Annotated in this window: 19 protein-coding genes; 16 read left to right on the top strand and 3 right to left on the bottom strand. The window is 60.4% G+C overall.

What is annotated here, in order from left to right:
• The first annotated feature begins 12 nt into the window (after positions 1 to 12).
• The 3 genes from ACFOTD_RS26595 to ACFOTD_RS26585 all read left to right on the top strand — a co-directional run bounded on the left by ACFOTD_RS26595 (position 13) and on the right by ACFOTD_RS26585 (position 2,330).
• Positions 13 to 465: a hypothetical protein gene (locus tag ACFOTD_RS26595; protein ID WP_378122978.1), complete on the top strand. Its 453-nt coding sequence runs from the start codon at positions 13 to 15 to the stop codon at positions 463 to 465.
• A gap of 136 nt (positions 466 to 601) precedes the next feature.
• Positions 602 to 1,588: an HD-GYP domain-containing protein gene (locus tag ACFOTD_RS26590; RefSeq protein WP_378122977.1), complete on the top strand. Its 987-nt coding sequence runs from the start codon at positions 602 to 604 to the stop codon at positions 1,586 to 1,588.
• A 43-nt stretch (positions 1,589 to 1,631) separates the two neighbouring features.
• On the top strand, positions 1,632 to 2,330 hold the full coding sequence (locus ACFOTD_RS26585; RefSeq protein WP_378122976.1) for a Crp/Fnr family transcriptional regulator: 699 nt from the start codon (positions 1,632 to 1,634) through the stop codon (positions 2,328 to 2,330).
• A gap of 145 nt (positions 2,331 to 2,475) precedes the next feature.
• Here ACFOTD_RS26585 and ACFOTD_RS26580 read toward each other — a convergent pair whose 3' ends face one another.
• The gene (locus ACFOTD_RS26580; RefSeq protein ID WP_378122975.1) at positions 2,476 to 2,619 is read right to left on the bottom strand and encodes a hypothetical protein; all 144 of its coding nucleotides are present in this window, start codon (positions 2,617 to 2,619) and stop codon (positions 2,476 to 2,478) included.
• Between the two features lie 17 nt (positions 2,620 to 2,636).
• On the opposite strand from ACFOTD_RS26580, the gene ACFOTD_RS26575 reads away from it, so the two are divergent.
• The 9 genes from ACFOTD_RS26575 to ACFOTD_RS26535 all read left to right on the top strand — a co-directional run bounded on the left by ACFOTD_RS26575 (position 2,637) and on the right by ACFOTD_RS26535 (position 20,236).
• Positions 2,637 to 4,646, top strand: coding sequence for an endonuclease MutS2 (locus ACFOTD_RS26575; protein ID WP_378122974.1), 2,010 nt, complete (start codon positions 2,637 to 2,639; stop codon positions 4,644 to 4,646).
• Between the two features lie 426 nt (positions 4,647 to 5,072).
• On the top strand, positions 5,073 to 6,986 hold the full coding sequence (locus ACFOTD_RS26570; RefSeq protein WP_378122973.1) for a cache domain-containing sensor histidine kinase: 1,914 nt from the start codon (positions 5,073 to 5,075) through the stop codon (positions 6,984 to 6,986).
• Positions 6,983 to 8,617, top strand: coding sequence for a response regulator transcription factor (locus ACFOTD_RS26565; protein ID WP_378122972.1), 1,635 nt, complete (start codon positions 6,983 to 6,985; stop codon positions 8,615 to 8,617). The genes ACFOTD_RS26570 and ACFOTD_RS26565 overlap by 4 nt, the downstream gene beginning before the upstream one ends.
• Before the next feature lie 124 nt (positions 8,618 to 8,741).
• A complete protein-coding gene (locus ACFOTD_RS26560) occupies positions 8,742 to 10,097 on the top strand; it encodes an ABC transporter substrate-binding protein (protein WP_378122971.1) in 1,356 nt (451 codons plus the stop codon).
• A gap of 110 nt (positions 10,098 to 10,207) precedes the next feature.
• A complete protein-coding gene (locus ACFOTD_RS26555) occupies positions 10,208 to 11,113 on the top strand; it encodes a carbohydrate ABC transporter permease (RefSeq protein WP_378122970.1) in 906 nt (301 codons plus the stop codon).
• Complete coding sequence (locus tag ACFOTD_RS26550; RefSeq protein ID WP_378122969.1) at positions 11,110 to 11,943, top strand: carbohydrate ABC transporter permease; 834 nt, start codon at positions 11,110 to 11,112, stop codon at positions 11,941 to 11,943. Before ACFOTD_RS26555 ends, ACFOTD_RS26550 begins: the two co-directional genes overlap by 4 nt.
• 39 nt (positions 11,944 to 11,982) lie before the next feature.
• Positions 11,983 to 15,861, top strand: coding sequence for a carbohydrate binding domain-containing protein (locus ACFOTD_RS26545; protein WP_378122968.1), 3,879 nt, complete (start codon positions 11,983 to 11,985; stop codon positions 15,859 to 15,861).
• A gap of 70 nt (positions 15,862 to 15,931) precedes the next feature.
• A complete protein-coding gene (locus ACFOTD_RS26540; protein WP_378122967.1) occupies positions 15,932 to 18,562 on the top strand; it encodes a glucosidase family protein in 2,631 nt (876 codons plus the stop codon).
• Between the two features lie 15 nt (positions 18,563 to 18,577).
• Positions 18,578 to 20,236, top strand: a complete 1,659-nt coding sequence (locus tag ACFOTD_RS26535; protein ID WP_378122966.1) for an SGNH/GDSL hydrolase family protein — start codon at positions 18,578 to 18,580, stop codon at positions 20,234 to 20,236.
• Between the two features lies 1 nt (position 20,237).
• On the opposite strand, the gene ACFOTD_RS26530 is transcribed toward ACFOTD_RS26535, so the two are convergent.
• Positions 20,238 to 21,305, bottom strand: a complete 1,068-nt coding sequence (locus ACFOTD_RS26530; protein WP_378122965.1) for a DUF6786 family protein — start codon at positions 21,303 to 21,305, stop codon at positions 20,238 to 20,240.
• 12 nt (positions 21,306 to 21,317) lie between these two features.
• Positions 21,318 to 21,989, bottom strand: a complete 672-nt coding sequence (locus ACFOTD_RS26525) for a GntR family transcriptional regulator (RefSeq protein ID WP_378122964.1) — start codon at positions 21,987 to 21,989, stop codon at positions 21,318 to 21,320.
• A 177-nt stretch (positions 21,990 to 22,166) separates the two neighbouring features.
• Between ACFOTD_RS26525 and ACFOTD_RS26520 the strand changes: the two genes are divergently transcribed.
• The 4 genes from ACFOTD_RS26520 to ACFOTD_RS26505 are packed head-to-tail and all read left to right on the top strand — an operon-like array spanning position 22,167 to position 25,163.
• Positions 22,167 to 22,874, top strand: a complete 708-nt coding sequence (locus ACFOTD_RS26520; RefSeq protein WP_378122963.1) for a PIG-L deacetylase family protein — start codon at positions 22,167 to 22,169, stop codon at positions 22,872 to 22,874.
• A 40-nt stretch (positions 22,875 to 22,914) separates the two neighbouring features.
• The gene (locus ACFOTD_RS26515) at positions 22,915 to 23,688 is read left to right on the top strand and encodes an SDR family NAD(P)-dependent oxidoreductase (RefSeq protein WP_378122962.1); all 774 of its coding nucleotides are present in this window, start codon (positions 22,915 to 22,917) and stop codon (positions 23,686 to 23,688) included.
• 16 nt (positions 23,689 to 23,704) lie between these two features.
• Entirely contained in the window at positions 23,705 to 24,019 is a 315-nt protein-coding gene (locus ACFOTD_RS26510) for a cupin domain-containing protein (protein ID WP_378122961.1), read from the top strand.
• Positions 24,020 to 24,041: 22 nt separating this feature from the next.
• Positions 24,042 to 25,163 (top strand): mandelate racemase/muconate lactonizing enzyme family protein, encoded by a 1,122-nt coding sequence (locus ACFOTD_RS26505; protein WP_378122960.1) that lies wholly within the window; start codon positions 24,042 to 24,044, stop codon positions 25,161 to 25,163.
• The last annotated feature ends 9 nt before the right edge of the window (positions 25,164 to 25,172 follow it).

The raw sequence follows: 25,172 nt of genomic DNA, 5'->3' as shown, positions 1-25,172 counted from the left end.
AGGAGATCCGAAATGGGACGTTCGCTCACAAGATTCGCGTTGCTGTCGGTGCTGATCGGCCTTGCGATCCTGTTCGGGATGGAGCTGGCGGACGACGGCATCCGTACCGTGTACGGGCCGATTAACGATGGTACGGCGACCGTCGGCAACGGGACCGCCGCAGACAGCCGCGCCGAGCAGCGCAGCCGCTATTATGCCGAAGAGCCGCAAGGCATCGCCTACGAGGGCGAAAACCGGAATGCTGGCGCGACGAGAGATGGCGCAAAAGCAGGCGGATCGTCTGATGCGACGCGAACGCAGACGAATCAAGCGGCAAGCGACGAGGATCCGTACGCGATCCCGCGGCCCGACGGCGAGCCGCTGGTCGACAGTCTGGCGGACAAAACCGCTTCCGCGCTGCAGTCGCTGTCCCAGGGCGGCGTGCGTGCGGTCGTTTCCTTGTTCGACAAATTGTCCGGTTCATAAGGTCTATTGCCGAGGGAGATAGTCTGCGACTATTTTCCTTTTTGTGTGATTTGAGTTACAGAAATGCGAGAGGTGCGAATAGTAATATCGTACCAGTAAAGAGAAGCTCGCAAGAGAGAATCGGGAGTGAGAGACTGTGCGGGTAGTTCGTGCAGACCAGCTGCAAGAAGGCGACAAGCTCGGCCGCAGCATTTATACGGAGGACGGCCGGCTTATATTGAGGCAGGGAGTCGTGCTGGACAAACGGCTCATCGAAGCCATAAAAAAACGAAATCTTCGTTATTTGTCGATCGAGACGACGCCGGCGTACGGCGCGGATCCGCGCGCGCTGAAGGAAAACTTGCGGATTCAGATGAAAGGGCTGCTGACGCTCGTGCTCGATACCGTGAGGCGCGGCGGACCCGTCCCCGTCGACGAAGTTCTGTCGTGGTCCGAGCATATGGCTGGCATCGTCATGGAGGAGCGCGACCTGCTCTATCATTACGAGGATCTGCTGCGAGGGGACGGCGACCTGGTCGCGCACAGCGTGAATGTCTGTTTCCTCGCCATGCTGACCGCCAAAGCGCTCGGTTACGGCAAGCATCGGATCCAGGGCGTGGCCGTCGGGAGCCTGCTTCATGATATCGGCCTGTTCAAGCCGCATGACGGCACGATGATCATCAACCATCCGCAGGCCGGCTACGAGCTGCTGCGGCAGTATCCCGGCCTGACGCCCGCAGCGCTCCAAATCGTCGTGCAGCATCACGAGCAGCTGGACGGCAGAGGATTTCCGTATGGGACCAAAGGCGCGGAGCTGTCGGAGGAAGCCCAGATCTGCGGCCTGTGCAGCGAATTCGATTATTTTATGAACGATAAGCTCGCGGACAAGCTTCCTTGTGGAGGAATCGAGTACGTGATGTCGAAAATAGATACATCATACAGCTATGCGGTCGTCCGCGGCTTCCTTAAGGCATTCGTTCCGTATCCGGTCGGCACCGAAATCCGTCTGACCGGCGGATTGCACGCGACGGTCGTCGAATTGAACCAAGGACACCTGGCCAGGCCGGTCGTCCGTTTGAACCAGTTCGGCACGAAGTTCAACTTGATGGAGCATCCAAGCTTTATGGTGGAGGCTGTCGTATAAGCGGACATACGGCGAGCTGCCACACACGCGCAAGGGGGCAAATATGCCGATTACCGCCAGCAAGCTGAGGGCAATTCCTTTTTTCAAAGGCATCGATCCCGGATTGTTCGACCGCGTCCTCCCGTACGTTCAGGAAAAAGTGTACCGCAAGGGCTCGATCATTTTCCTCGAGGGCAGCGAAGGGGACGAGATTTATTTCATCCTTTCGGGCTCGGTCAGCATTCATACGATCAACAAATCCAAAAAAGTCGTGCTCGCGTTTTTCCACGAAGGCGACTATTTCGGCGAGATGGCGCTCATCAAGCCCGGCCTCGTCCGCTCGGCGACCGCGGAGACAGCGTCACAGACCCGTCTGCTGTCGCTTCGGCGAACGCATTTCCAGCTGCTTTTCGAGAACGACCGCAATCTGCTCCACTACTTGGTCGAAGATACGATGAACCGTCTCCGCAAGGCCAACCAGCAAATTTACGATTTGACCTTTCTTAGCGTCCGCTCGCGGATCATCAAGCGTCTGGCCAACTGGTGCGAGGAATTCGGCAATGCCGCAGACCCGGGAGCGCCCGTGCGCATTCCAATCAAGCTCACGCATCAGCAGCTCGCCGATATGGTCGGCGCCGTGCGGGAGACCGTGTCCAAGGTGCTGCAGGACATGCAGGACGAGGGGCTGATCGAGATCGAGCAGAAGATGATTCAGGTCAAGGACCGGGCCGGGCTCGAAAAATGGCTTGTGAACGAGATATAACTTGTGTTAAGTTAAATCTAACTTTGTTTATCTTAAGGGGAACGACTTGATGTCTGCGATGGTTCTTAACTGATCAATTGGATAGCCCGTTAGCGAGCGCAGGGACGGTCGAAGCGATTCGACCCGTTTATTTTGTTGCGCTCGACTAGCGGCTCTGATTGCCGGGGAGGAACTGTCCGACATTCCGTCCGTCGCTGCGGCGAGGAGCGGGAATGCGAACCGTGCCGATCAGGTACGGTTTTTTTGCGTTCTTTGCCGCGTTCGATCCATGCCCATTTCCCTTAAACAAAGGAGCACCCCCTAATCATGAGAACCCATTCCCTCGAAAAGTTAGAATATATGCGCGCCATCGAAGCGGTAACCACTCGTACGACCACTTATATGGGACGCAAGCTTGCGGAGCGACTCGAACCGCTGCACGACGCCCGCGTCATTGCCGCCCGCCTCGGCGAGACCGAAGAAGCGCGCGCGATGCTGGAGAAAGGCATGCACGTACCGCTGCCATCTATGGAAGGCATGGAGGAGCTGCTTGCGCTGCTCGGTACCGGCTACGTGCCGGGCGAGCAGCAGTTTGGCCAGCTGGCGCAATTCGTGCGCAGCTGCGGACAGCTCCGCAAGTTCATGGCGTCAAAAGCGGATACGGCGCCAGCGGTTGCCGGCTATGCGTCGTCGATGCATGAGCTCGGCGCGTTGCTGGACGAGATCGAGCGCAGCATCGATCGCGGCCGTATATTGGACGGGGCCAGCCAGGAGCTCGGCCGCGTCCGGCGCAAGCTGCGGCAGGCGGAGGAGAAGCTGCAGAAGCGACTGGACGGCTTGCTGTCCAAGCACGCCGAGCATCTGCAGGAGCGAATCGTCAGCTCGCGGGGCGGACGATTCGTGCTGTCCGTGAAAAAAGAGCACCGCCGAAAGGTGCCCGGCACGGTGCTGGACGAATCGGCCAGCGGTCAAACCGTATTCGTGGAGCCGTCCGAGACGGTCGGCCTGCAGATGGACCTGTCCGCGCTGCGGGCGGAGGAGCAGCGCGAGGAGCTCCAGGTGCTCGCCAGGCTGACCGGCGAGGCCGAGCTTGCGCTGCCGCAACTGTCGGTAAATGCGGAGGCGGTCGGGCACTACGATTTCCTGTTCGCCAAGGCCAGGTGGGCGCTTGCGATCGGCGCGCTGCCGCCGGCGCTTACCGACGACGGCACGTTCGAGCTGCGCGGGGCACGGCATCCGTTCCTTAGCGCGAGGCCGGTGCCGCTCGACATCGCTATGGACGCGAGCTATCGGTCGCTGCTTATCACCGGACCGAATACCGGCGGCAAGACGGTCGCGCTGAAAACGGTCGGCTTGCTGACGCTGATGGCGCAGACGGGCCTTCTGATCCCGGCGGCTGCGGGCAGCCGCGTCGGGCTGTTCCGCGCGATCGAAGCGGATATCGGCGACGGACAGAGCTTGGACCGTTCGCTCAGCACGTTTTCGTCGCATATCCGCAACGTTACCGATATCCTTTCCGTCGCCGACCGCTCGACGCTCGTGCTGCTTGACGAGCTGGCGACAGGGACGGATCCGGGCGAAGGCGTCGGACTGTCGATCGCCGTGCTCGAGGAACTGTACCGTCGAGGGTCGGCGGTGCTCGCGACGACGCACTTCAACGAGATTAAAGAATACGCGCGGCTCGCGCCTGGCTTCCGCAATGCCCGGATGGCGTTCGACGAGGATACGCTGCAGCCGCTCTATCGGTTAGATATGGGGGAGGCGGGCGATAGCTATGCGTTTGTCATCGCCCGCAAATTCGGCATCGGCGAAGACATCATCGACCGGGCGAAGGAGATCGCGCGAGGGCTCAAGGGCGCTGTGCGCGACCGACCGCACGGCGATGGGCTGCGCGAAGGCGTGCAGGGGATCGTCCCTGCGGCAAATGCCGACGCGGATGTAGCCATGCGGCCTGCGGCGGAAGACGGCCAGAACGACAAGGTACTTGCAGGGGGCGGTCACGGCGTAGCGGGCGCGTTGAGCGAACGCGAGGAGACCGCGGCAGCGCCGCCGCCGGAGCTCGGCGTCGGCGACGTCGTCTGGATCCCGTCGCTCGGGCAGCGCGGCGTCGTCTACCGGCTAGCGGACGAGCGAGGGAACCTGATCGTCCAGGTCCGGGGCGTCAAGCAGCTCATTAATCGCAAGCGCGTGCGGCTGCAAATCGAGAGCAAGCACCTGTACCCGGACGATTACGACATGGATATCGTCTTCGATACGATTGAAAATCGCAAGAAACGCAATCTTATGGCCAAGCGGCACGTTGAAGGACTGAAGATCGAGCGGGAAGAGCTCGAATAAAACAATAAGCCACAAATCAGGCCGCAAATCGCGAACCGCTTCTCTTCGGAGAGGCGGTTTTATTATGGACCGCGACGAAGTCCATCCGCCGCAAATCGAATTAATGCGCCTTCCTTTGGCGAGGCGGAGGGACACAGGAGCCGTTATTCGCCCCCGTTTCCCCTTGTACACGACCCATTCGGACCAGAGTTCCGTTATTCGCCCTACGAAGCCGGGATATCCGCTCATTGGACTATGTTAGCGTACCCTGTGTCCGCGAAGCTTTCAAAATCTATGGTTTTACAGTAAATAACGGATCGTGCGTCCTTACTTCGCAGCTAGCCCGTCCTCGCATTGCGCTGTCCTCGCCGCCAATTAAATTCTATAACTCGACACGATCCTCTGTTAAAATGTTGTAAAAATCGGATCGCGGGAAGTGGGACGGCCATGGCAGCTGGCGCGCGGAGGCTTTACAAGCGCATGATCGCGGATATTAGCATTTTCAATAAAATTTTCTACGGTATTTTGATCATCGTCGTAGTCGTACTTGCCGTCTCCGGATTTTTCTCGTTTTCTTATTCGCGCGGCATCTACGAGCGGGAGGCCGCGAGCAGCGCGGCAAGACTGGTAGACAACATCAATACCGGCTTCGAGGACAATCTGGATCAGGTAGACCGCATCATCCAGTCGATCTATGCGGAGACGGATTACGCGGACTCTAACAATACGTTAAAAAAAGTGCTCGCGACGCCTTCCTTTGCCGGTTACGGCGAGGAATTGAACGCGATCAAGGTGGTCGGCAATTTTTTTCAACGGTTGATGTATCTCCGCAAAGACTTCAACAGCATTTACCTGTACGCTACCCCGGAGAAGTCTTTCTCCTACGCCCTCTTCGGCACGAATAAGCTCGCGTACGATCCGACCGGCGAAGACTGGTACCGGCAGACGGTAGCGGCCGACGGCAAGACGAGCATTTTTGCCCCGCACCGACCCTATCAGCTCAACTATGACAAGCCCGTCATCTCCTACTCCAGACTGCTTAAAAATATCGACACGCGCAACGCGGCGCCCTACGGGGTCATTTTAATCGATCTCTCGATGGATTCGCTAAGCAGCCTCGTCGACAAGGTCAATCTCGGCGCTGAGACAGGCGTGCTGTTTCTGGACGATGCAGGAAGGTCCATCTATACGACGCATCCGTCTTACGAGGAGGAGGCGCTGGGCAAGATCGACCGGGCAAAGCTTGCCGGGTCCACGGAAGGCAAGCTGACTTTAACGTTGGCCGGCGCCAAGTACCTCGTCTCTTATCGAACATCGGAGATTACGGGCTGGAAGCTGCTGACGTTCACGCCTTTCGCCGCGATCGAGAAAGGTTCCGACCGGCTCCTTATTTTCACGTTGATGCTCGGAATCGTCGCGTTGCTGTTCACGGCGCTGCTCACCTACGGGTTTTCCAGGCTGCTGTTCAAGCCGATCCTCAAGCTCCAGCGCGGGATGGGCAAGGTCAAGCTGGGTCAGTTCGACTTCCAGCTCGCGCATGGCGCGAACGACGAGCTTGGGCAGCTTGTGGGCAGCTTTAACACGATGGTGGCGACGATTAAGTCGCTTATTACGGAGAAGTACGAGGAACGGCTCGCCCGCCGGGAAGCGGAATACAGGTTTTTGCAGGCCCAGATCAATCCGCATTTTATTTACAATACGCTCCAGATCATCAGCAGCATGGCGGTCGTACACAAAGTGCCCCATATCAATACCGCGGCGAAAAGCCTGGCCCGCATGATGCGGTACAGCATCTCGGAACGAACTGGCCCCGTCGCCGTGAAGGATGAGCTGGACGCGGTGACCGGGTATCTGGATATCCAGAAGCTGCGATTCGGCGAGCTTCTCGACTACGAGACGGCTATCGACGACGCGCTGCGCAACGCGCCGATGATGAAGCTCGTCATGCAGCCGATCGCGGAAAACGCGGTGAGCCATGGAATCGAGCCGACGGGCCGGCGAGGGGTGATCCGCATCTCCGGCAGGCAGAACGGCGACCGGCTGCGCATCGAGATCCGCGACGACGGCGCCGGGATGCCGCCGGAGCGGGTCGCCGAATTGACTCGCAGGCTTGATGCGCCAGATGTCGGCGAAGATGCGAATGAGGCGGATCGGCTCCATACCAACGTGGGGCTGCGAAATATTCATCGGCGAATCAAGCTCTTTTACGGCGAGTCCTACGGCATTTCGATCGAGAGCGAGCCCGGCGCGTGGACGGTTGTAGCCGTCGAATGGCCGATGGCGGCAAAAGAGACTGGCGGCAAAGGGAATGCGAAAGCGTCACAGGACGGCAGGAACAGAAAAGAGGGTGATCCGGTATGATTCGGGCATTAGTCGTTGACGACGAGGCGTGGGTTCGGCTGGGATTGCGCGAGCAAATTGATTGGAAAGCGCTCGGGATCGAGATCGCCGGCGAGGCGGGGAACGGCCGGGATGCGCTCGAGATGATCGGGTCCTTGCGCCCGGATATCGTACTCTCCGACATCCGCATGCCGCTCATGGACGGCATTGAACTGATGGAGACCATTCATAAGGAACACCCCGATATCCTGATCGTTGTCATTAGCGGCTATTCGGACTTCGAGTACGCGAGGAAGGCCGTCACGTTCCAGGTGTTCGACTATATTCTGAAGCCGATCGAAGAAGATCAGCTCGAGGCCGTGCTCATTCGCGCGGTCGACAAGCTCGATGAACGAAAGCGGGCGCGAGACGACCTGCATCGCATGGACAGGCGTTTGAGAGAAAACGGCGCACTCGCTGAGGAACGGCTGTTGACCCGCCTGGCGGAAGGAGCGGAGGACCACGTTCCGTCGTTGCTTGCAAAGCTGGACCGCAGCGGCATTCGACTGTCGGGCTCTTGCTTTGCGGCAGCCGTATTCCGGGCGGCGAACGAAGAGCAAGTGTCTGCCGCTCGCTTCGGCGGCGATCGCGAACTCGCAGGCTACGCGCTGTTTAATCTGATTCGGGAGCACTTCGGGGAGACGGCTAACCATTTTCTCTTCAGGCATGGCGACAGGCGCGAAGAGATCGTCCTGATCGCGGGCTGCGGTTCCCGTGAAGAGGGTATGGCGCTGCTGGAGGCGCTGCAGGTTAAGAGCATAGAGGCTTCTTCCGACGCCCGTTCTTTTCTGGACATGGAGCTGTACGTCGGCTTCGGCGGACTCGCCGACGACCCGAAGCAGATCGCCCGCGCGTACAGGGAGGCTGCGGCTGCGGTACTCTATGCGGGCATTGAAAGCGAGACCCGCATCGTCTTTTACGCTTCCCTGGCCGGCCGCAGCCGCTACTACGTTTACCCGGAGGATAAGGAGAAGGCGTTCCTGCACTATCTGGACAACGGATACCGGATACAGGCACTGGCGTGGATCGACAGCGTACTGGCAGAAATCCGCGCAGATCGCACGTATCATCCGCTCAGCCTTCGGATGACTTCGCTGGAGCTGGCCATGAACCTGCGGAGGGCGTCTTTGTCCTGCCCGCCCGCCGGCGGCGAGCTGCTGCAGGAGTCGCACACGCACAATAAATTAATGCGCGAGTTGTTCACATATGCCGACATCGTGCGCTGGCTTAGAGCAGAGACCGACCGTACGCTGGACCGGATCGCATCCGTGAAGAAGACCGGTTCGCGGCGCACGCTCGACGACGTCGTCGACTATGTCGGCAAGCACTATTGCGAGGAAATTAACCTGAACGGGGTAGCGGAGCGGTTTTACATGAGTCCGGCCTACTTGTCCCGCATCTTTAAGCAAGCCTACAACGAAAATTTTAATGAATACCTGAACCGCATGCGGATGGACGCGGCGGCCAAGCTGCTGCACCAGCCCGATCTGAAGCTCGAGGACGTATCCGGCATGGTCGGCTACGGCAACGTAAGCTACTTTTTGAAGAAGTTCAAGGAGCGGTACGGCTGTACGCCGACCGCGTACAGAAGACTGCATGCGCGGGCGAAATAGCGAATGAAGTAGGAATATTGCAATCGTTTCGGACAGATTTGTTGATTTTGGCGCGGTAAGAATCCCTCTATGATGTTGATACGGGGCAGACAACGCCTTTGATAAAGAAAAGGGAGGATTCGCCATGAAAAAGCTGTCCATGTTAGCGCTTGCGGCTGTGATGACATCCGCGGCATTGGCAGGCTGCGGAAGCAACGATTCTTCGGACAAGCCGGCCGCATCGTCGGCCGCCGCCAGCTCGTCGGAAGGAACGACGCCATCCGCCGCGTCCGGCAAACCGGTCACCTTGAAGTTTATGACCTATACGTACGCGGACCGCACCAAATCGACGGACGCCTGGATCAAGGACATGAAGGACAAGCACAATATCACGATCGAGCTGCAGAACGTACCGACCGACCAGTACGAGACGGCCGTCAAAACCAAATTGGCCGCGGGCGATATTCCCGACCTGCTTATGACGCACACGATCTCGAAGGATCTTACGCTATACGGCACGCAGATGGACCCCGATCTGTTCCTCGATATTTCGGACGTCCCGTCCGTCTCTCAATACATTCCCTCGGTCGTCGCCGACGCGAAGGACAACAAGGCGGGCAAGCTGTATTTCGTCCCCGTTTCGACTAACGCGCTGGGCGTTCTGTACAACAAGAAAACCTTTTCGGACAACGCCATCGCCGTGCCGACCGACCGCCAGGCGTTCGAAGCGGCGAGCGACAAGCTCAAGAGCGCGGGCCTCATTCCGATCGCGGGCGGATTCAAAGACTCGTGGACGACCCAGATCATTCCGTTTATCGCCTACGGCCAGTATATCAACGCCAAGGATATGACGACGCGGATCAAGATCGCCGACGGTACGATGAAGGCGTCGGATATCGCGGACGACTTCAAGAAGGTGCTCGCCGTACAGCAGGACTGGCGGGACCGCGGCTACTTCCCCAAGGACTTCCTCGGCACCGACGCCAACGTCGCGAGCACCATGGTCGGCACGGGCAAGGCGGCCATGCTGGTCAGCGGCACCTGGCAATACAAGGCGATCCAGGATGCGGACCCCAAGGCGCAGATCGGCTTCTTCGCCCTTCCGCTCAACGGGCCGGGAGAGAAGACAGTCGTGCCGACGAGCGCCTCCGGCGGACTCGTCATCAGCGCGAAGACCGCGAATCCGGAAGCCGCCAAGCTGGCGATGGATGTCTACCTTAGCGCAGAAAACCAAACCCGCATCATGACGGATCTCAACGGCATCCCGACCAATACGCAGGTCAAGGTCGATAATGCGTTCGTCGCCGATATCAACGCGGCGATGGCGGCGGGAGACGTACAGCCCGACTGGTGGGGCGTCAACTATTATCACCCAGCCAGTCTGTCCGGCTTCGCGCCGGATAAGGAATTCCAGAGCTTGCTTGCAGACGGCACGACGCCGGAGCGGTTCATCGAGGACTACGACAAAGGCATTGCCCAGGCGCTCGAAGCCGCCAAATAAGCGTCCCCTTAACATTGCGATCATCTTGATGCACGAACGAACTTGAAGCAAGTGGCAGGCATTCTCTCCTAATGCCTGCCACTTGCTTCAAGAGGAAGGGATTGTCCGCCATGAAGCCTTACGGATCAGGCCGCTTCAAGCTCGGTTACGAGCTGGGCTGGCTGCTGTTTCTGCTGCCCGCTTTAATTTTCTACCTCTGTTTCTCCCTGTTTCCAATGCTAAGCTCCACCTATTACTCGTTCACGGATTGGAACGGCGTCACCAGCAAGTTCATCGGTCTGGACAATTATGCCGAGATGTTCCGGGATCGGATGATACTGACCGCTTTCTGGAATACCGCGCAGTTTACCGTCACGATTACCATTTTGCAAAACTTGTTCGGCCTCCTTCTTGCGCTGCTTCTCGTCCGCCGGTTTGCCGGCGCGAACTTTATGCGGTCGATGTTTTTCCTGCCGAGCATTTTCAGTACGCTGTTGATCGGTTACGTATGGAGCTTCATGCTGGAGCCTAATATGGGCGTCGTCAACAACTTGCTGGCGAACTTGCGTCTTGAGCGCCTGCAAGTAGGCTGGCTGAGCGATCCGTTCTGGGCCAAGTGGGTGATCTCGCTCGTCACGACTTGGCAGTTTATGGGCTATTCGATGGTGATTTATATCGCCGGTTTGCAGTCGATCAATCGGGAGCTGTACGAATACGGCCAGCTTGAGGGCGCGATCGGCTGGAAGAAATTTATTCACATCACGTTCCCGCTCGTCGCACCCGCCTTTACGATCAACATCGTGCTGAGCCTGATCGGCAACCTGCAAATATTCAACCAGATTTACGTGCTGACCGGCGGCGGTCCCGGCTATCAGACCGAATCTGTTGCCTCGATGATCTATCATCTCGGCTTCGGCTCCGGCGGCAGCGGCCGGTGGGGTTACGGCTCGGCGATGTCGATCGTGCTGTTTCTGTTCATTCTCCTGCTGACGACCGTTTCGGTCACGCTTCTGCGCAGAAGGGAGGTCGAGCTATGACCGCAGCGAATCGCCGATTTTCCGACTATGTACGACGCGCTTCGTTATGGGTGCTATGCGTCGTCAATCTCTATCCGGTGCTGCTCGTGCTGATCTCTTCCGTCAAGACCAAGCGCGATCTGTCATTGTCGCCTTACGGCTTGCCCAAAGCAATGACGTTCGAGTACTTCTCGGCGGCGTTCCGCACGATGCACTATTTTCGCTCGATCGGCAATACCGCCTTCATCGGCTTCGTCTCGATCGCCGTTACCGCGACGATCGGCGCGATGGCGGCCTATGCGATCGCAAGAAGGGCCAACCGGTTCTACAATGCGATGTATCTCCTGTTTCTGGCGGGCCTGATCATACCGTTTCAGATGACGATGATTCCGCTGTACAAGATCATGCTCACGTTCCATCTCATCAGTACCTATCACGGCATTATTTTTATTTACCTTGCGGCGCTGGCCCCGTTTACGGTGTTTCTGCTCAGCGGCTTCGTCAAGTCGGTGCCGCGCGAGCTGGAAGAAGCGGCTCGCATCGACGGCTGCGGACTGTACGGCACGTTTTTCCGCATTGTCCTGCCGCTGCTGAAGCCGGCGCTTCTGACCGTCTCGATCCTGAATTTGTTTACGATCTGGAACGATTTCCTGATGCCCATGCTCTACCTTCAGGACAGTGCCAAGTTGACCATCACCGTACAACTCGCATCGTTTCAGGGGATGTACTTTAACGACTGGTCGCTCATCTTCGCCGGCGTTTGCATGATCGTCTTCCCCATGATCGTGGTCTATCTATTCGCGCAACGATTCATCATCGAGGGCATCACCGCCGGAGCCGTCAAAGGCTGAACAAGGCGCCCGGCGATCCAATACAAGGGAGGCTGCATGATGACGGGAACGTGGTTGAAAAGATTGGGAATCGGGGCGGCGGGAATGGCCGCCGTCGCGCTCGGGGCGCTGCTGCTTAGGCCGGAGCCGACATACGCGGCGGTCAACGTGAATGTGAGTCTGAACAACGCCACCCCCGCTTACGGCGGTACGGTCGTCGGAATCGGGGGACAGACCGATCCGTTCATGTTCTTTCCTCACGAGCAGATCCGGGGCGTATCGGACGACGACTTCGCCGTTTTGATGTCGCGGATCAAAAAGGGCGGCATCAGCTTCGTACGGATGTGGATCCAGGTCGACTGGTGGGAGCCGATCAACGACAACAGCGATCCGAATACGATGAACGACGCCGGCTTCGCCTGGAACAGCCCTGAGATGACAAGTCTCAAACGGTATTTGTCGGCGCTCAAGGACGCCGGCGTGGACGTCGAGCTCAACACGATGATCAACGATCCGAGTAAACTCTATCCCTGGCTGTTGTGGGACAATTGGGGCGACGCGCTGCCCGCCGACGACAAGCGGCCCGAATTCGCGGAGAGCATGGCTGCGCTGGTCAAGCATCTGGTCGTGACCGAAGGCTATACCAACGTCAAGTTCCTCTCGCTGTACAACGAGCCTGAAAATATTATTACCGTGCCTCCCGGCAAGGACAGGCTCGGATACTACAAGCAGGTGTATCAAGATGTGGCGAACCGTCTGTCCGCCGAAGGGCTGTCCTCCGCGATCAATCTGTCCGGCATCGAGGTCGGCTTCCTCGATACGCTCGGCCAACCTTGGTTCGAGAGCTTCACGCAGACGATGGGCGATTACATGGACGCCTATACGACGCACGCCGGGCCATCGGTATCGCAGCTGATGGACGGCAGTTTCTCAGACCGTGTCGCCTCATGGACGGCAATGAAAAATACGAATGACGCGAACGGCAGCGTTAAGCCGTTCATGTTCACCGAGATGGGGGCGCTCGAGACCCGCAGCGTGGCCCTGGACGGATTGCACTTCGCAAGCGAGATCGCGGACGGCCTGCGCAATGGCGTTGCCGGATTTTCCAAGTGGCGTTTATACGACGACTGGTATTCGGCGCTCGTAGGCGCGAATCAGACGATGACGGGTTCTGGCGACTACGGCTGGGGCGCGATTAACGGCAAGCAGGAGCATTTTACGCCCAAGCCTTCCTACTATGCGATGTCGCTGATGGCCAAGTTCATACCGAAGGGCTCGACGACCTATACGACGGCGTCCAGCAATCCGCTTGTCGTGCCTGCCGTCGTCTCTGCGCCGGGCGGCAAGCATACGGTCGCCGTCGTGAACTGGAGCTCCGAGCCGGCGTCCGTCAGCTTCGCGCTGCAGAGCGCGCTGAGCACGACGTTTAAGGTATACAAATACGACGAGTCGCAGCAGCTCGACGGGCTGGGCAAGTTTCCGGCCAGCATCGGGACGAAAAACGTGAGCGGCACCGCCTTCAGCGACACGATTCCGCCGAGGACGCTCTACGTCTACACGGATATCCCGGATGCGATCGCGCCGGCGCAGGTGACCGGAGCAGCCGCTTCGGCCGCAGCGAAGACAGCGACGGTCACCTGGACGGCCAATATGGACACGGACCTGGCCTACTACAAAATCTATCGATCCGAGACCGGCGGCTTCGCGCCTTCGGAAGCGAATTTGATTGACGAGGTATGGATCCAGACAGGCGCCAGCCCCGTCTATCGCGACCGGAATGTCGCGCCGGGACGGACGTATTACTATAAGGTGGCGGCGGCCGATACGTCCGAGAATGTCGGTGCGGCATCGGCCCAGGCTAGCGCGACCGTGCCGCCGGAGAGCTTCGGCAATGCGCTCACGCTCGCGAACAATGCTTCCGGTCAATATTACGAGGTGGCGAGCACGTACGACGGCGGCTACAAATACCGCATATCCAAGGCTTCGGGCGGCGGATTGTACGTCGAGGACGCGGACGGCACCTCTTGGACGAACATCGCGGGCGGCGGCTTCACGTATCCGATGGTGTACAAGTACGATAGCGGCGCCTTCACCGAGCAGCTGGCGAACGGTAGCATGGAGAGCGGCGCGTCCGCGCCGGACGGCTGGTCGAACTGGACAAGCGGCGGCGGCACGCTGACCTGGGATTCGAGCGTCTCGCATACGGGCGGCCGTTCGCTTAAGGTAACCAATACGGCGGACACGCAGAACAGCGCTTGGCTGCAGGCCATTCCGAACGTGACGCCGGGCACCAATTTTGAATTCGGCTATTGGATGAAGCTAGAGAACGTATCGCTGATCGGTTACGAAGGTCAAGGCGCCAGTGCGGTCATCGTTTTCAAAGACGCCGCCGGCAATCAGCTCGCCAGTACGGGCGAGCTGGATTCCAAGAAGGATACCCACAGCTGGTTTTACAACAACATCTCCGTCAAGGCCCCCGCCGGGACCGATTCCGTCCTTATCCAGCTGCGTATCTACGGCTCGGCCGGCACCGCCTGGTTCGACGACGTCAGCCTCGTCAAGTCCGGCACCAAGGTGATTCCCGATCTGACGAACGGCCCGACGTCGGTGACGGCGAACGATCTCGGCGCCTCGCATAAGCAAATCGTCACCGTGCAAGGGAGCGAGACGCTCACGTACGACTTCTATCCGGACCGCATCGAGATGAAGGTGACGGGCCCTCAACCCGGCGGCTATCTGATCGAAGAAGCGGGATATCCGTACAAGTATGGCGGACGCGCGTTATGGCCGGACGGCACCATCGGCGACCTGGCTTCGATCGGTCTCTGGAAAAGCGTGCAGAAGAGCGTCTCTTCCGTAGCGCTGCAGCAGTTCAACACGCCGTATCAGATCAAGTATGGGTTCGGCGGGACGAAGGCGGTGTCGGTCCAGAACGGCTACCGGATCCGAGGCTACTACCCGCGGTTCCAGGTGAACAGCGGGGAAGTCTATACGATTACATTTCCGAAGACAAATATGGGCACCAATGCAGGCATGGAGACGGGAACGGGCACAGCCGCGCCGGCAGGATGGTCAAGCTGGACGGGCAGCATCGGCGCCTTCTCCTGGGACGGCACAACCGCGCATACGGGAGCGAAGTCGGTGAAAATCGTCAATGCTGCGACGGCGAACTCCGCATGGCTGCAGGTTGTCGCGAATCCAGAGCTCAACAAGGAGCTTAACGTTTCGGGCTGGGTGAAAACTTCGGGAGTCACAGGTACGAACGGCGCGATGATCGCGATCGAAGCCAGAGACGCTTCCGGCACGATCATAGCCGAGCAGTGGACGCCGGTCGTGACCGGCACGCAGGACTGGACCAAGGTGAGCGCGCGCTTCACGCCGCCGGCGGGGACCGTGTCCATCAATATCGGCGGACGGCTGTGGACGGCTGCCGGCACCGCATGGTTCGACGATATCGTCGTCGCTCCTGCGGACAACGGGGCTAACAATCCGGGCGCGGAGACCGGAGCTGCCGCGCCGGAAGGATGGAACACGTGGACGACGGCAGGCACGCCGTTCAGCTGGGATTCGGCGGAGCACCACGCGGGCGGGCGCTCGCTCAAGATCGTAAACGGAGGTGCGGCATACGCGTCCTGGAATCAACTGCTGCCAAGCGTAGCGCGGGGCGGCGAATACGAGTTCGGCGGCTGGGTGAAAACCTCGGCCATTGCAGGCGCCGGCGGCGCGGCCATCGCGGTTTCGGCCAAGGACTTCGACGGGATCATCGTGCAGGAAGCCAGGACTTCGTATGCGACAGGCACCAACGGCTGGACGTACGTGAGCGGGAAGATCGTGCTGCCGCCGAATACCGAGTACGTCTATCTGGAGAGCCGGGTGTGGAACGCCTCCGGCGCGGCCTGGTTCGACGATTTGACGTTCAAACTGGTACGGAACCGGTAAAGACTGATCGGCTGCGGGCGTTTTATAGAGAATGCCATCAAATTGAGAAGGCGAAAGGTGAGGACTCGCTTTGCAAAAATCGATCACCGTACATTGGGAGGTGGCGTCCGTGCAGGGGACCGTCGGCATTGCCGGCGGTTCTTTGCTCGGGGCTCGATTCGTTCGCGGGAGCGGCAGCCTTGCCGGAGACGCTTTTGAAGGGAGCGGCAAGGGTGGCGTTGCTTTGCAACTGGAACTTGCGGGCGCTGGGGCTCGCGGAGCGGGAGCGGCGATTGTCAGCCTGCGGACGGCGGCGAATCCGTTTTCATTTTTCCTGCGGGACGTCGACGCGGCGAATCCGATCGTGATTCCCGCGTACGGCATCGCCGTCACGACAGCGGACGACGGACGAAGCTATGGGGAGCTGCGGAACGCCGTATCGCTTCGAACGCGGGAGGGCCAAGTTCCTTGCGAGCGAGAGCCGAGCTTCGGGGAGGCTGCCGCCGTCGTCAAAGAAAAGCAGCTTGGCACATGGCTTGGTATCGGACGCGACATCCGTCTGTTCGGCGTCGGCTTCGCGGAGTACGATGCGCAGTCGTACGACTGGATCGAGCCGCGGCTGCATGCGCGCCGGGTATCGCTGCCCGAGAGCGGGGACGCGCCGGTGCGCTACAACTTCCGCTTCGGCCGCGGCGACGGCTGCAGGCGGGCCACGACGCGGCGCCTTGCGGACGGGAGGCTGCCGATCCTGCATGGCGAGGTCGACGACGGCGATATGCTGTATCGCACGACAGCCTTTGCTGCGCTGGAGCGCAACTTGCTTACGGAGGCGCATGTGCGCGGCACGCATCACTGGACGGCGGCCGGGCATACGTCCGGCATCACGTTCACTGCGGAGCAGCAGGCGGCCTATGACGCGCTGCTGGCGCCGGAACTGGCGCAGGACGAGGAGACTGTCCTGGTCTATCGCATCGAAGCCGTCAACCGGGCGTCCGTTCCGCGCTACGCCTGGTTCAAGGCGCCTGTGCCTAACGGCACCTGGGTTCCTTCTGTACTGCCGAGCGGCATGCGCTGCGTTTACGACGGCGCGCGCGGCTTCGGCGTGTTCGAGACCGGGCGCGTCGGCTTCATCGCGCTGCTGGACGGCGAGCCCGCCCCGCAGGAGGAACTGGCGATACTCGTACCTCCGGGCGGGACGCTAGCCTACGACATCCTGGTCCCGCATCGGCCCTTGTCGCAGGAGCGAGCCGCCCGTCTCAGCGATCGGGACAGAGGCGCGCTGCTGGAAGCGTGCAGGACCTATTGGCAGGCCAAACTGGACACGGCAGCACGGTTCGATTTGCCCGAGCCGCGGATCGACGAGATGGTGCAGGCGGGGCTGCTTCATCTTGATCTAATCCTGTACGGGCTGGAGCCGGGCGGGCCCCTGACGCCGACGATCGGCGTCTACCCGCCGATCGGCTCCGAGAGCGCGCCGATCGTACAGTTTCTCGATTCGATGGGCCAGCACAAGCTTGCCGAGCGCTGCCTGGCATATTTCCTCGACAAGCAGCAGGAGGACGGAGGCATTTTTAACTTCCTTCATTATATGATCGAGACCGGCTGCGTCTTATGGAGCCTCGGCGAGCATTACCGCTATACCCGCGACGACGAATGGGTCGCTGCTATTCAGGATCGATTGCTGAAGTCTTGCCGCTATATGATCGAATGGCGCCGTCGGAACCTATCGCAAGACGCCGGGATCCCCGGCTACGGCATGCTTGACGGCAAAGTTGCCGATCCGGAGGACGAGCAGCCGGTTCGCGTGTTTATGCTGAATGCCTATGCTTATCTCGGTCTGTCCCGGGCTGCGGAGATGTTGGCCGGGACCGATCCGGCGCAAGCTGAAGCGCTGCGAACCGAAACCATGGCACTGCGAGGCGATATCCGGCGCGCCTACGAAGATGCGCTGGCGCGGGGACCGGTCATCCCGCTGGCCGACGGCAGCTGGTGCCCGACCGTAGCCCCTTGGGCGGGCGGGCAAGGACCGGCCGTTCTGTTCGCGATGCCGGGGCAGTGGTATTCGCATGGCGCGGCCGGCATTCGCGACTCTCTCTGCGGTCCGCTCTATCTCGTGTTCGGCGAGATTGTCGATCCTGCGGAACCAGGCGCGGCCTTCATGCTGGACGCCCACCGCGAGCTGCTTTGCCTGGACAACGTAGCTTACACGCAGCCGTATTATAGCCGTCATCCCTGCATTCATCTTCAGCGCGGCGAAGTCCATCCCTTTTTGCAGGCCTATTATTATACGGTCGCATCGATGGCCGACCGGGAGACATACACGTTCTCCGAACACCTGAATCCGCAGATCAGCGAGCACAAGACGCACGAGGAAGCCTGGTTCCTCATGGAGACGCGCTGGATGCTGTACATGGAGGCGGGCGATACGCTTAAGCTGCTGCAGGGCGTGCCGCGCCGCTGGCTTGCGGACGGACCGATCGGCGTAAGCGGCGCGGCCAGTTATTTCGGCGCGCTCTCCTTCAAAGCCGAGCTGGCGGCAAACGTGCTGCGAATCAGCGTCGCATGCGAGGGGGAGCGCGGGCCGGCGAACGTCGAGATCCGGGCGCCGCATCCGGAACGCCGGCGGCCGATCCAGGTAGACGGCGGCGTCTACGACGAGGCCTCGGAATCCGTCCGGATCGCCGGCTTCGGCGGCCGAGCGGTCGTCGAGCTGCTTTTTTAAAGGGGGGGCGTGAACGTGATCCGAGAGGAACGGCCGGAAGCGCTGGAGAAAATCGGCATGCGCATTCGCATCGAAGGAGATTGGCGGATCTGCGTCGAGCCCGGCATGCTGAAGCTGGCGGACGGCGCAGCGCTCGCGACGAAGGGAGGCGCGTTTGACATACGGCCCGGAGGCAAGCGGTCCTATGTCGATCAGCGTTATACGATAATGGGCGAGGCGCAGACCTCGCCGTGTTACTGGAATGCCGAGAGCATCCGCGGCAGCGGCGGCGCGCCGTACCAGCGAATGGTGCCGGGCAGCCTGCGCGTCCGCGACAAGAGCCGCACGACCGTCTATCGGGCGGATATCGATTATTGCCGCGATTATTACTGGGGCACCGTCAAACGGCATCCGCATGGCGCGATCCAGCCGGGCGAGCTGCTGCTGCTGGATTATGAGGTATGGCAGTGCCGCTACGATGCGGTAGTTCTGCTGAGAGACGGTACGCTTACGGTCATCGAGGGAGAAGAGGAAGCGCCGGAGTCGCGGGAGCTGCTGCTTCCCGACCCGCCGCAGGTTAGAGAAGGGTACGTGCTGGCTCATATATTCACCGGCTGGGGGGAGCCCCGATTGTACGAAGGGCACGCTAGGGTAAAGAAGGTATTGGGCAGCTTGGACGATCTTCCCGGCTCTGCGCTGCTGCCGCAGGTATCTGGACGCTATCTCGATGCCTCGCCGCGCGATTACCTCGTCGAGCTGACCGCGGTCCGCGATGACGGTAGCCTGGACATGCGGATCGGCGCCGAAGGCATTGACTACGGTTTGGACGAGGCGCTCGCGGACGGGCGGATTCGCTGGTTAGAGCTGCGGGCGGCCGATCCGACGAAGCCGATCCCTTTGCTGCTTAAGAGCGCTTATAATCATCGCGTCGACTGGGGACTCAGACTCGACTTGTCAGGCGTACCCGCCGGCCACCGCCAAGCAGGGACAATCTATCGCATCGAGGCCTCCCCGCATTCGGTATTGAATCTCGCGCTGCCCGCCCCCGACCCGCTGTCCGTCATTCCGTTCGACAACCGCGGCGCGCTTGCGCCCTTTCGCGCCAAGCTCCTGGAGGGCGGCCCGGTACGCATCGCTTTCTTCGGAGAGAGCACGACCCGCTCCGGCCGCTGGCCCTACCGACTGGCCCGCGCCCTGCGCGACACATATCCCCAAGCGGCCATACGCACCTCGAATGTCGCGATAGGCGGAGAAAACGCCATTCAAGGCGCCCTCCGCTATGCGGACGAAGTACGCGCGGTCGCGCCCGACCTGATCATACTGGAGTATATGCTCAACGACAGCTTCTCGCCGGAGGGTCGAACGGAGCAGGCGATATCCGGCATTTTAGAGCGGCTGCGGGAGGATGGCATCCCATGCCTGATCGTTACCAACAACGGCATCCATCCGCTGTTCGAAGGGACGGCCGGGCAGGTCAAAAGGGCGCATGGCCTGTACAGGCAGCTGGCCGCCGCGTACGGCTGCGCCTTTGTCGGGGGATACGGTTACTATGAGCGGTTGCACGAATTCGGCATCTACTCGTTGACCGAGCTGAAGGGCAACATGATTAATCATCCTTTCGGCAACGTAGACCCCGACTGGGGCGGCTTCGACGAAGTGCTGGGAAGGGCTTTAATTCATGCGTTGATCGGCTAGCTTAACTAACTAAATCCTGCGAAACATCGTCCATCCCCAGCAGAATCGCAGCGATTTCCCTGATCTTCTCCGTCGGTCCCGTAAAATGGAACACTTGCGATTCATCCGTCGTCCGTCCGGGATTGCCGATCGCCAGGGCGGGCGATTGGTACTCGAGCTCCGCGAAGCCTCCCATGTGGCCGCCGTCATTGTAGATCTGCATGCAGGAGCCCATATAATCCGGCCGGTCCGGCGGATAGTCGGGATAGACGCCAGCGGGATTCACACGGAATTGACGGACCATGAGGCTGCTCTCGGTTGCACCGAGCTCGCGGATATAGCCGTAGCGGCCGGTCGAGGCGATGGCGTCGAACGAGAGCTTGTAGCTGTAGCTGCCGCCGCAGGGGATGCGGACGCCCGAGGCCGTCGTCGCGATGTCGGACGGCTCACGCTGCGCGAACATCGTCAGCGGCTTTACATGCCCCCGGGTGGGCACCAGCGCGACGCCGCCGGACGGGACCTGCATGATGCTCCATAAGCTGCAGTAGCCTGACGGAACGCCTTCAGGGCTGCCGTCCTGCGCGGCAGGCTCCAATTCAAGCGACGTGCTCACTTCGTACCCGACATAGCGGATGCCGGCCCAGTCGCGCGCGGCCAGGGACGTATTCATGAGCAGCGGATTCGGCAGCGTCGCAAAGCGCTTTTCCAGATCCAACCGGATCGGAGCGGCGGGGGAGGAGCGGCGGGCCAGCTCGCAGGTCGTTCTTACAACCGCTTCGCTTCCAGAAGACGCGATCAGCGTCCAATGCCCCGGGTCGAGCTGGGGCGGTATCTCGTAGTTGCCGGCGCTGTCCGTGAAGTATTCGATCTCGGGGCTGACCCAGGTGCGGTCCCCGCCCGTGTTCCAGCCGCCGGCAACCAGCGCAGGCGGATTCGTCCAAAAAGACGTTCCCGCCAGCCCACCCGGGACAGTCATATCGTGCACGCGACCGCCCCGCACGAGCACGAGCAGCGTTCCGCCGTCTTCGGCGGTCAGTTTGACATAGGGCTCGCCCAGTTGCTTCAGATGCGCTTCCCGCGTTTCGGACATTCGTATCTCTCCTTAATCCGTCTTCTCGTCAAAGCAGAGCAGGCAGTCTTCGTCCCGGATATGCCGGGTCCATAGCTCCTCGATCCGTTCGTCGCTCTCGTCCCGCAGCGCCGACAGCAGCGCCGCATGCTCCGCAGGCACCCGTCCAAGGTCGCCGAACGCGCCGGTATTTTTAATGAAATGCAGGCGCAGCCGGTTCACGATGCCGAGCCAGATTTGCTGCGTGTGGGTCGAGTCGTCGAGCGACAGCACCTGCTCGTGAAAACGAATGTCGGCCTCTACCAGCGCGAACAAGTCGTTCTCGGCCGCGGCGCGTTTCATTTCTTCCACGATCTCTTCAAGCGACGCAAAAAACGCTTCGTCCCGTTTGTCCCGGCTCTGCTTGAGCACGAACAGCTCCAGCTGCAGCCGTACCGGAATCAGCAGACCGACGACCTCTTCCTTGCGCACGTCGGCGACGGCCGTCTCCCGATAAGGAGCGCTCACGACGAGGCCCAGCGCCTCGAGATCCCGCAGCGCTTCGCGGAGCGGACCGCGGCTGACGTTCATTTGCTTGGAAATGTCGAGCTCCCGCAGCTTGTCGCCCGGCTTCAGATGGCCGCGTACGATCGCGTCGCGGATATCGGCGAATACGCGCTGGCGCAGCGACAGATTTTCCTGGCTTTTAAATTGATAGGGCTTCATTTCTAAGACTCCCTGCCTGTTTAATTCGAACGTTCGATAAGCGATGCCCCCAGTATAGTGCAGCGCCAGATTAAATTCAACGATCAATTGAAGAGGATCGATTGTTGACAATCTACCAAAATCGCCTTTATGATGGGCTGAGAAGCTAAAGTTCAGCGTTAACGAGGAGGAATAAAGATGAACGTATTGGCCATTTGCGCGCATCCGGACGACGCCGAGATATTATGCGGCGGCACGCTGGCGAAGTACGCGGCGCGCGGGGACAAGATCACCATCGCGATCTCGACCAACGGCGAAGTCGGTTCGCCGACGTTGTCCAAGCCGGAGATCGCCGAGATTCGCCGGCAGGAAGCGAAGGCCGCCGCGGATGTCATCGGCGCAGATCTGATCTGGATGGGATACCCGGACGAATTCCTGTTCGATACCGAGAAGACGCGCCTGGATTTCATCGAGGCGATGCGGGCGAGCGGGGCGGAGGTCGTACTGACGCACTGGCCGGACGACCTGTACAATCCGGACCATACGCTGACCGGCCAGATCGCCAACGATGTTGCCCTCATGACGACGGTGCCGAATATCGTGACCGCAAGTCCCGTGCTGAAGAAGATTCCGATCGTTTATTTTGTCGACAGCATGGCGGGCATCGGCTTCCAGCCCGACGAATACGTGGATATTACGGACTTTATCGATACGAAAAAAAGAATGCTGGCCGCGCACGAGAGCCAGGTCGGCGATTGGCTGCAGGACCAGTACGGTTCCAACGCGTTGGAGATGGTCGAGGTGACCTCGCGCTACCGCGGCATTCAGTGCGGGGTGCGTTACGCCGAAGGCTTCATTCGCGCCAAAGCGTATCCGCGCAATATCGTGGGCACGCTGCTGCCTTGAGCTTGACACGCACGCGGAACTGACGAGAGGAGCGCTAAAAATGAGTCGATTTACAGGGAAGACGGCCATTGTCACCGGAGGCGCGACCGGCATCGGTCTCGCGACGGCCAAGCTGCTGGCGTCCGAAGGGGCGAACGTCGTCATCGCGGGCCGGGACGAGAGGCGCGGGGCGGCTGCCCTTGCGGAGCTCGCGGCAATCGGCGGTAAGCCGCTGTTCGTCCGGACCGACATCAGCAGCGAGGACGCCGTGCGGCATTTGATCGATCGCACGAAGGCGCATACGGGACGCATCGATATATTGATCAACAACGCGGCGATGTTTTACGAAAGCGATTTCCTCCAGGAGACGACGGACCGCTGGCGCGCGGTGTTCGACACGATCGCGAACGGCGCCTACTGGTGCACGCGCGAAGCCGCGCTCGCGATGAAGGAACAGGGCGGCGGCGTCATCGTCAACGTCTCTTCGATCAACGGCGTTCGCGCCCTGAACAAGTCCAGCCATTACAATTCGGCCAAGGGCGCGCTCGATCAACTGACGCGATGCACGGCGGCAGAGCTGTCGCCTCACGGCATCCGGGTGAACGGCGTGGCGCCTGGATTTATCGATACGGGCTTGTCCGTCGTCGGCGGCGAGAACGAATTGGAGACCGAGTGGTTCAAGCGTTATTACGTCGGGGAACGCAAGATTCCGCTAGCGCGCCCCGGCCAGTCCGAAGAAGTGGCGGCGGTGATCGCCTTCCTGGCCTCGGAGGCGGCCTCGTACGTGCAGGGCGCGATCGTGCCCGTGGACGGCGGATTATCGATTACGTTTTAGAAAGGTAGGGGTCAAGATGCCGATTGACGAGTGGCAGCAGATTAATCCGCTCATTCGCCGCAAAATATTTCCTCCGGGAGAGCGGCTGATGGGGATGGCGATCGAATTTAAAAAAGGCGGCATCGGTCCGGAGCATGCGCATCCGCACGAGCAGCTAGGTTATGTCGTATCGGGGAAAATCCGGATGCTGCTGGACGGCGCCGAGATCGTCGCGTCGGCGGGGGAGCAGGTCGTCGTTCCGGGCGGCGTCTCACATTCGGTCGAAGCGCTGGAAGATTCGCTGGTGCTGGAAGTGTTCACCCCTTTGCGGGACGATTTGCTGGGAAGTTAACGATAGAAGAGGAGCTGGTCTTATGAAAATTACCGAAGTCGAAGCGATATACTTGAGCATTCCCGACCTGGACGCCGAACAGTGCGACGGCACGCAGGATACGCTCGTCATCCGCATTCATACGGACGAAGGCATCGTGGGCGTCGGCGAGGTCGATTCGTCGCCGCTGGTCGCCAAGGCGGTCGTAGAAGCGCCTGCCTCGCATTCGATCGCGACGGGTCTGCGCACGCTGCTGATCGGCGAGAATCCGATCGAGATCGAGCGGCTGTGGGACAAGATGTACCGCGGCACGATCTACTTTGGCCGCACGGGTCCCGCGCTGCACGCGATCAGCGGCGTGGATATCGCGCTGTGGGACATTCTGGGTAAGACGATGAACCGGCCGGTGTGCGAAATGATGGGCGGCGTATTTAACGGCAAGCTCAAAGCCTATGCGAGCGCCCTCATGCCCGAGACGATCGCCGAAGCTGCGGCCATGGCGGAGCTGTACGCCAAGCTGGGCTACAAGGCGATGAAGTTCGGCTGGGGGCCGATCGGCCGGGACGCCAAGTTCGACGAAGCGCAGATCAAGGCGATCCGCGAAGCCGTCGGAGACGACGTCGACGTCATGATCGACGCGGGGCTTGCCTGGGATCTGAAGGGCGCGCTGCGCATGGCGGAGGTGTACGAGCGGTATGGCGTCTACTGGCTGGAGGAGCCCGTGCACTCGAACGATATCGCGGGCTACCGCGCGCTTGCGGACCGCAGCCGCATCTCGATCGCGGGCGGGGAGCAGGAGAGCGGACGGATGGCTTTCCAGCGGCTGCTGGACGAGGGTCACCTCGACATCATTCAGCCGGATCTCGCCCGCGTCGGCGGCCTGACCGAAGGCAAGCGCATCGCGTACCTGGCTTACGACCGGCATAAGAAGGTCGTGCCCCACGCTTTCAAGACGGGGATTCTCGTCGCGGCGAGCACGCATTTCGCGGCAGCCATTCCGAATGGCTTCATGATCGAATACACCGTATCCAATTCGCCGCTCGCGCGGGATCTGGTGAGCCGGGAGATCGAGTTCAAGGACGGCTATGTGACCGTACCGACGGATCGGCCGGGACTCGGCATCGAGATCGACGAGCAGGTGCTGAACCGCTACAGAGTCCGATAGGAGGAATAC

It is taken from the genome of Cohnella sp. GCM10012308 (genome assembly GCF_042649185.1).
GTDB lineage: Bacteria > Bacillota > Bacilli > Paenibacillales > Paenibacillaceae > Cohnella.
Note: the sequence above shows the minus strand (reverse complement) of the source record. Positions and strands in the feature narration are given on the sequence as shown.